We start from the raw sequence: 8426 nt of genomic DNA, 5'->3' as shown, positions 1-8426 counted from the left end.
CGGCCAGAGCCGCCATGAACTCCTTGGCGAGAGAGGTGTCGAACGTCCCGATCAACTCGATCGGGAGGTCCACCTCGTACGTGAGGCCGCCCCGGCCCGAGACGTCGACGGCGCACGCCACGAGCGCCTCGTCCATCGGCACGAGCGCGGAGCCGAACCTGCGGATGCCGCCCTTGTCCCCGAGCGCCTCGGCGAGGGCGAGGCCGACGCAGATGCCGACGTCCTCCACGGTGTGGTGTGCGTCGACCTCCACGTCGCCGGTCGCTCGTACGGTGAGGTCGAGCAGAGCATGGCGCCCGAGGGCCTCCAGCATGTGGTCGAAGAAGGGCACGCCCGTGGCGACGTCGGTCGCTCCCCGGCCGTCCAGGGACAGCTCGACGACGACGTCCGTCTCCGACGTCCTGCGCTCGATGCGTGCGGTCCGCTCCATCGCGCTCCTCCTAGCCCCGGCGGCGTTCGCCCGCGGGCGACCCGGGGATCTCGGAGGCGCGCCTCTCGGCGAGCACGGCCTCCACCGCCTTCAGGAACCGCTCGTTCTCCTCCTGGGTGCCCACCGTCACCCGAAGGCAGTCGGCCAGCCCCGCCGAGCGCGAGAAGTCGCGGATGAGCACCGAGTGCCCATGCAGCAGGTCGCGCCAGAGCGCCGAGGCGTGCTCCACGCGGAAGAGCACGAAGTTCGCCTCCGTCGGGAAGACGGTCACGCCGGGCAGCGACGACAGGCCGTGCAGCAGCACTTCGCGGTTCCGGATGATCTCGCGCACCCCGGCCTCGAAGCCGGCGCGCTCGCGGAAGACCATCGACGCCACCGATTGGCTGAACCGGTCCACCGAGTAGGGCTGGCGCACCTTGGTGAGCTCGCGCACCACGTCCTCGTGGGCGAGCAGGTAGCCGACGCGCAGGCCGGCGAGCGAGAACGCCTTGGAGAACGTCCGCAGGATCACCAGGTTGGGATGGCGCTCCATGTGCGGGCGCATCGTGTGACGGCTGAACTCGAAGTACGCCTCGTCCACGAGCACGAGCGCGTCCGTGGCGTTCAGGATGTCGATGAGCACCGTCTCGGGGGTGAGCGTGCCGGTGGGGTTGTTGGGGTGCGACACCACCACGATGTCGGCGTCCCCGCCCGCGAGGCGCTCCAGGGCAGCGTCGGCGTCCACGGAGAAGTCCTCGCGGCGCGGGACGGCCAGCAGCCGGGTCCCCGTGACCCGGGCGTCGATGGCGTACATCGTGAAGGTCGGCGGCATGTCGAGCAGCGTCCGGCCCGGTCCACCCCAGGCGAGCAGCAGGTCGAGGATGAGCTCGTCGCCGCCGTTGCCGACCAGCACGTTCCCGCGCTCCAGCCCGTTGGCCTCGGCGATCAGGTCGCGAAGCCCGTTCGCCAGCGGGTCGGGATAGCGGTTGAAGCCGACGGCACGGAGCCGGTCGGCGATCTTGTCGGTGATCTCGCCGGGCAGGTCGTGCGGGTTCTCGTTGGAGGCCAGCACCACCTCGGCCCGCACGTCCTTGGCGTCGTAGGGGACGAGCTCGGCGAGATCGGTCCTCGGCGGTCGCAGTCGGTCCACGCTCAGCGCTCCTCCACGTCCAGCGTCGCCTGCAGGCGAAGTGCCACGGCGGCGGCGTGCGCGTCCAGGCCTTCGGCCTCGGCGATCGTGAGCACGACGGGTCCGTCGATCTCCAGGGCCTCCAGCGAGTACGAGATCACGGATGACCTCTTGACGAAGTCGTCGACCGACAGCGGGCTGGAGAAGCGGGCCGTGCCGCCGGTGGGCAGGACGTGGTTGGGCCCTGCCACGTAGTCCCCGACGCTCTCGGGCGTCCAAGGGCCGAGGAAGATCGCACCCGCGTTGCGGATCGAGCCGAGCAGCTCCAGGGGCTCCACGACCTGCAGCTCGAGGTGCTCGGGGGCGATGACGTCGGCGGTCTCGACGGCGGTCTCCAGATCCGGGCAGACCACGACGAGCCCGTTGTCGACCAGCGAGCGCCGGATGACGTCGCCCCGCGGCGCCTGCTCGAGCAGCTCCGCCAGCGCCGCCTCGACCTCGTCGGGCAGCGAGGGGTCGGTGGTGACGAGGTAGCTCGCGGCGCGCGGGTCGTGCTCGGCCTGTGCCATCAGGTCGATCGCCACGAACGCGGGCACGGCGGACTCGTCGGCGAGCACGAGCACCTCCGAGGGGCCCGCGAGCATGTCGATCCCCACCTCGCCGAGGACCAGCTTCTTGGCCGCGGTCACGTACGCGTTGCCGGGACCGACGATCTTGTCCACTCGCCGGATGCTCTCGGTGCCGAACGCGAGGGCCGCCACCGCCTGGGCGCCGCCGACGCGGTATATCTCGTCCACGCCGGCCTCCACCGCCGCCGCCAGCGTGAAGGGGTTCACCGACCCGTCCGCGTCCGGCGGGACGACCATCACGATCTCGTCCACGCCCGCCACCACGGCGGGGAGGGCGTTCATCAGCACCGAGCTCGGGTAGCAGGCGCGCCCGCCGGGGACGTAGATGCCCACCCGCTCGATCGGGGTGACCTTCTGGCCGAGGAAGACGCCGCCGTCGGTCGTGAACCACGACTGCGGCACCTGCCGCCGGTGGAAGTCCTCGATCGCGACCGCCGCCGCCCCGATGGCCCCCACGAACTCGTCTCCGACGAAGGCCAGCGCGGCCTCGATCTCCTCGTCGGGCACCCTCAGCCCGGTCAACTCCGCCTTGTCGAACGTGGCGGTGTACTCGCGCAACGCCGCGTCGCCACGGGCGCGAACGTCCTCGACTATCCGCGAGGCCACGTTGAGCACCTCGGCGTCGATCCCCCCGCTGCGCCCGAGCCGGCGCTCGTCGACGCGTTCCCCGCGGGCAAGCTCGATCCGTCGCATCAGCTTCACTCGGTTCCCCTTCTCGGGACCTGCGGCCACGGGACGTGCCGGCGCCCCGCCCCGCCTATTCTAGCGGCAGCGCCGCCTCCAACGCCGAAGCCAGCTCCACCATAGCCTCGCCGCGCGTCCGCAGCGAGGCGGTGTTCGCCACGAACCGCGCCGTGGAGACCGCCACCTCCTCGACCACACGCAGCCGGTTCTCGCGCAACGTGGTGCCGGTCGCGGTCACGTCCACCACCTGGTCGGCCAGACCGATCAGCGGCGCGATCTCGATGTTGCCGTGCAGCTTCACGATCTCGACCTGAACGCCGGCGGCCGCGAAGTGCTCCTCGGTCACCCGAGGATACTTCGTCGCCACCCGGATCACGCCCAGGTGCCGGTAGTGCTCGGCGACCCTCTCGGCGGCGCCCTCGGGCTCGGCCACGACGAACCGGCACCCCCCGAATCCGAGGTCGAGCACCTCGACGACGTCGAGCCCGGCCTCCATGAGCACGTCCTTGCCCGCGATCCCCGCGTCCACCGCCCCGTACGCCACGTACACGGGGATGTCGGTCGGCTTCGCTATCACGAACTCGATCCGCCGCGCCCGCACCGTGAGCTGCCGGCCCGCCTCCCCGAGCCTTCCGGGGTCGATCCCCGCGGCTCGCAGCAGCCGCACGCTGTCGGCGAACAGCGCTCCCTTGGGGACGGCGAGGCGCAGCCCGGCCCGGCGCAGCCCCTCGGCCGTCACGGCGCCACCCCCCCGGGCGGCGCCTCCGGCTCCCCGCCCCGCCCGCCGAGGAGCGTCAGCCCCGTCCCCTCGGCCAGCAGAGCGCGCGCGCCGCGACTCGCGGCCAGCGCGGCCACCTCGGCGGCCGGCGCTCCCGCGAGCAGCTCGACGCGGCGGCCGGCCCGGCGCAGCCCCGCCGCCGCCGCGAAGGCCGCCGCGGACGGACCGCCGACCACGTCGTCGGTCCCGCGCGCCACCGGGACGGCGCCGTGCTCCTCCGCGGCGATGTGCAGCCGCTCGAGCCCGAGAGCGAAGCCGGCGGCCGGCGCCGGCACCCCGAACGCGGCCAGCACGTTGTCGTACCGACCGCCTCCGCCCACCGGCGCGCCGACGCCGGGCGCGTAGACCTCGAGGACCAGACCCGTGTAGTACTCGAAGCCGCGCACGACCCCGAAGTCGATCGCGGCCCAGCTCTCGAGTCCCAGGACGGCCAGCGCCTGCCACACGGTCGCCAGGCCGTCCAGCGCGTCGTCGCAGCCCAGCCCGGCCACCAGCTCCCTGCATGCCTCGACGGCCTCGCCGCCTCCTCGGAGCCGCGGGACCGCCCGCAGGCCGCGGGCCACGTCGGGCGGTACCCCTGGGGCGGAAGCAAGCGCGTCGATGCCGACGAGGTCGCGGGCGTGCGCGGCCGCCGACACACCCGCGCGCCACTCCTCGCCCGCGCCGCCGGCCTCGATCAGCGCGTTCAGCACCCCCACCGTGCCGACGGCCACCACCGCGCGACCCAGCCCCGCGGCGCGCACGGCCTCGACGGCCAGCGCGACGACCTCGGCATCGGCTTCCGGCCCCCCGGCGCCCAGCAGCTCGACGCCGAGCTGGGTGAACTGCCGGGGCTGGCCGCGCAGGGACGCGTGCTCCCGGAAGACCGGCGCCGCGTAGCGCAGGCGCAGGGGACCGCCTTCGGCGGGCAGCAGGCGCGACGCGGCGAGCCGCGCGACCGGCACGGTCATCTCGGGGCGCAGGGCGAGCAGCCGCCCGTCGAGGTCGAAGAGGCGGAACGCCATGCCCTCCAGCGGCCCCGCGGCGGCCTCGAGCGATGCGTACTCCTCCACGGCCGGCGTCTCGACCGGTCCGTAACCCCATGCGTCGAAGGCCGCGGCCACAGCCTCGGCAATCACCTCGCGCTCGGCCGCCTCCTGCGGCAGCACGTCTCGGAACCCACGCGCGGTCGCGACCCTCACGGCGTCCCTCTCCTCACCGCGCCCGCTCCTCGGCAGGGCGCTCTGATACAGCACTCCATCATACTAGACGATTGTAGCAGACGACGCAAGGGCGGCGGCCGCGCCGGCGCTCAGATCTCGCGCACCGCGGCCGGCCCGAACATCCCCTTGAGCTCGGCGTGGAGGTTCGCGTCGCAGCGGTCCACGGTATGGGGCATCCGCAACGTCTTGACGTTGCCCTCGCCGACGAGCCTCACGCGCACCTCGTCACGTCCGGGGTAGGACGCGAGCACCTCCTTGAGGCGCCCGCTGCCCCCGTCGTGCAGGCAGTCGACGGGAGCCGTGATCTCGATGCCGCCCGGAGGCGCGGTGAACCGCGCACCGTCGAAAGGCTGGACGTCGGAGACGAGCAGCTTCATCCCCCGGTCGCTACGTTCGAACCTGGCGCGCACCCGCACCACGCGGTCCTCGGCGACGTGCTCCCGGAACCGCTCGTAGACCTGCGAGAACATGATCGCCTCGATGGACCCTTCGAGGTCCTCCAGCACGAGGCTGCCCATGATGCGCCCCTGCCTGGTCGCGACCTTCTCGCTCTTGGTGACGATGCCGGCGAACCAGTGCGTCTCGCCGTCGCGCAGCGCCTCGGTGTCGCCCAGTGACGCGGTGCGGGCCGCATCGATGGCGCCGGCGATCTCGCGCAGGGGGTGGTCCGAGACGTAGATGCCCAGCATCTCCTTCTCGAACGCCAGCTTCATGCGCTTGTCCCACTCATCGCCGTCCGGAGGCGGTACGACCTCGCAGAACCCATGGTCGCCCGCGTCCTCGAGGTCGAACATCGAGATCTGGTTGGAGTCCGCGTCGCGCTGCCGCTGGACGGCCGCGTCGGCGCAGGCGTCCATCATCTCCATCAGGTGCTTGCGGGTGTAGCCGGTGGAGTCGAACGCGCCGGCCTTGATCAGCGCCTCCAGGGTCCGCTTGTTGACCTGCCTCATGTCCACGCGCGCGCAGAAGTCGTGCAGAGAGGTGAACGGACCGCCCTCGCGCCGCTCGGCCACGATCCGGTCCACCACCCCCTCGCCGACGTTGCGGATCCCCGCCAGGCCGAACCTGATCGCGCCGTCCACGGCCGTGAAATCGCGTCCCGACGAGTTCACGTCAGGCGGCAGGACCTGGATGCCTGCGCGGTTGCACGCCGCGACGTACTTCACGATCGTCTCGGACTTGCCGGTGTAGCTGGTGAGCACGGCGGCCATGTACTCCAGCGGGTAGTGCGCCTTGAGGTAGGCGGTCTGGTACGAGATCAGCCCGTACGCGGCCGCGTGGCTCTTGTTGAAGGCGTACTTGGCGAACTGCTCGATGTCGCGCCACAGCGCCTCGACCATGCGCCGGTCGTAGCCCCTGGCCACCGCGCCTTCGATGAGGTCCCTGCCCTGCGCGGCGATCAGGGCGGGGTCCTTCTTCCCCATCGCCTTGCGCAGCTTGTCCGCGCGGGCGGCCGAGAACCCCGACATCTCCATCGAGATGCGCATCACCTGCTCCTGGTAGACCATCCGCCCGTAGGTCTCCGCCAGGATGGGCTCGAGCCGCTCGTCGTAGTAGGTGATCGGCTTTCGGCCGTGCTTGCGGTCCACGTAGTCGGGGATGTAGTCCATAGGCCCGGGCCGGTACAGGGCGACGACGGCTACGATGTCGGCGAACGCGGTGGGCTTCAGGGACTTGAGCACGCCCTTCATACCCGGCGACTCCACCTGGAAGACCCCGTCCGTGTCGCCTCGCTGCAGCAAGGCGAACGTCTCGGGGTCGTCCATGGGGATCGCCTCGATGTCGATCCCGACGTCATGGTTGTCCCGGATTGCCTCCAGAGCCTTGGCGATCACGGTGAGCGTCCGCAGGCCGAGGAAGTCCATCTTGAGCAGCCCGAGGTCGGCGATGACGGTGCCCTCGTACTGCGTGATCAGCGCGTCTCCCTTGGTATCGCGCTTCACCGGCGTATGGTGGTGCAGCGGGTCGCGGCAGATGACCACCGCGGCGGCGTGCACGCCCTCCCCGCGGACGACGCCTTCCAGGGCCCTTGCGGCGTCGATGATCCGCTTGGTGTCGCCGCCCGCCTCGTACTCGGCGCGGAGATCAGGGTTCTTCCTCAGCGACTCGTCGATGGTGGCGTCGGGCCCCTCCAGGATCTGCCTCGCGACCTTGTCCGGCACCCCGAAGGGGTAGCCGAGGACCCGGCCGGCGTCCCGTATGGCCGCCCGAGCCTTCATCGTCGAGTAGGTCACCACCTGAGCGACCTTGTCGTGGCCGTACCTGGACCGGACGTACTCGATGACCTCGCCGCGCCGCTCGTCGTCGAAGTCGATGTCGATGTCGGGCATCTCGGTCCGCTCCGGATTGAGGAAGCGCTCGAAGAGCAGCCCGTGCTCGATCGGGTCCAGGTTGGTGATGCCCAGCGCGTAGGCGATGATGGAGCCCGCCGCGCTCCCTCGACCGGGGCCTACACCGATCCCGTGCTCCTTGGCCCACGCCACGAAGTCCTGCACCACCAGGAAGTACCCCGCGAACCCCTTCCCCCCTATGACGTCCAGTTCGCGCCGCAGCCGCTCGAGCGCCTCCTCGGGGACCGGGTCGCCGTAGCGGCGCCGGATACCCTCCATGCAGCGCTCCTCCAGGCAGGCGTTCAGCGAGGCCTGCTCGTCGAGCCCCCCGCGCTCGTCGGTGCGCCTGAACCGCTCGGGCACGTCGAAGACGGGCAGGATGATCCGGCCGAACTCGAGGCGCACGTCGCAGCGCTCGGCTATCGCCAGCGTGTTGGCCCGCGCCTCGGGGTAGGCTGGGAGCGCGGCGGCCATCTCCTCGGCGGACTTCATGTAGAACTGGTCCGAGGAGAACCGCAACCTGTCGCTGGAATCAAGCGTGGAGCCGGTCTGGATGCACACGAGCATGTCCTGCGCCTCGGCGTGCCCGGCTTCCACGTAGTGGACGTCGTTCGTCGCCACCAGCGGCAGACCCATCTCCCGGGCCAGGCCCGCGACCGCCTCGTTGAGCGCCGCCTGCGTGACGCCGTTCTCCCCCGTGATGCCCTGGTCCTGGACCTCGAGGTAGAAGTCGCCCTCTGCGAAGACGCTCGCGTACAGCCCCGCCCAGCGGCGGGCCTCCTCGGGCCGCCCGAGCTCGAAGGACTTGCTGACGATCCCCGACATGCACGCCGAGGTGGCGATCAGCCCTTCCGAGTACTCGCGCAGCAACTCTTCGTCGACCTGCGGCTTGTAGTAGAAGCCCTCCACGTGGCTCCGCGAGACCATCGCCATCAGGTTGCGGTAGCCGGTGAGGTCCTTGGCCAGCAGCAGGAGGTGGTACAGCGAGGGCTTGCCGTCGCGCTTCCTGCGGGAATGGGGCGTGAAGTAGATCTCGCAGCCGATGATCGGCTTGACCTCGCACCGGCCCGCCTCGCTCGCCTCGGCTGCGGCGCGGCACGCGGCTCGGTAGAACTCGACGGCACCGAACATCGTCCCGTGGTCGGTGAGCGCGAGAGCGGGCATGCCGGAGGTACTCGCGCGCTCGACGAGGCGGCCTATGTCCGCGTGCCCGTCCAGCAGCGAGTACTCGGAGTGCGTGTGGAGGTGGACGAACGCGGACACGT

Annotated in this window: 6 protein-coding genes; all 6 read right to left on the bottom strand. The window is 71.3% G+C overall.

Annotated features, from left to right (window positions below; genetic code table 11):
• Positions 1-430 (bottom strand): imidazoleglycerol-phosphate dehydratase (locus IBX62_07795; protein MBE0476981.1); only part of this gene is annotated, 430 nt, incomplete at its 3' end.
• Between the two features lie 10 nt (positions 431-440).
• Entirely contained in the window at positions 441-1559 is a 1119-nt protein-coding gene (gene hisC, locus IBX62_07790; GenBank protein ID MBE0476980.1) for a histidinol-phosphate transaminase, read from the bottom strand.
• Between the two features lie 2 nt (positions 1560-1561).
• Positions 1562-2860, bottom strand: coding sequence for a histidinol dehydrogenase (hisD, locus tag IBX62_07785; protein MBE0476979.1), 1299 nt, complete (start codon positions 2858-2860; stop codon positions 1562-1564).
• A 64-nt stretch (positions 2861-2924) separates the two neighbouring features.
• Positions 2925-3590: an ATP phosphoribosyltransferase gene (locus tag IBX62_07780; protein ID MBE0476978.1), complete on the bottom strand. Its 666-nt coding sequence runs from the start codon at positions 3588-3590 to the stop codon at positions 2925-2927.
• Positions 3587-4810: an ATP phosphoribosyltransferase regulatory subunit gene (gene hisZ / locus IBX62_07775; protein MBE0476977.1), complete on the bottom strand. Its 1224-nt coding sequence runs from the start codon at positions 4808-4810 to the stop codon at positions 3587-3589. Before hisZ ends, IBX62_07780 begins: the two co-directional genes overlap by 4 nt.
• A 110-nt stretch (positions 4811-4920) precedes the next feature.
• Positions 4921-8424 (bottom strand): DNA polymerase III subunit alpha, encoded by a 3504-nt coding sequence (gene dnaE / locus IBX62_07770; protein MBE0476976.1) that lies wholly within the window; start codon positions 8422-8424, stop codon positions 4921-4923.
• Positions 8425-8426 lie beyond the last annotated feature (2 nt).

The sequence above is a fragment of the Coriobacteriia bacterium genome (genome assembly GCA_014859305.1).
GTDB lineage: Bacteria > Actinomycetota > Coriobacteriia > Anaerosomatales > Kmv31 > Kmv31.
The sequence above is the reverse complement of the archived record's forward strand: the minus strand, read 5'-3'. Positions and strand labels throughout refer to the sequence as shown.

What these genes read in the sequence shown, in the direction of transcription:
- hisD (MBE0476979.1), bottom strand. Translation starts at nt 2,860, where the DNA reads ATGCGACGGATCGAGCTTGCCCGCGGGGAACGCGTCGACGAGCGCCGG.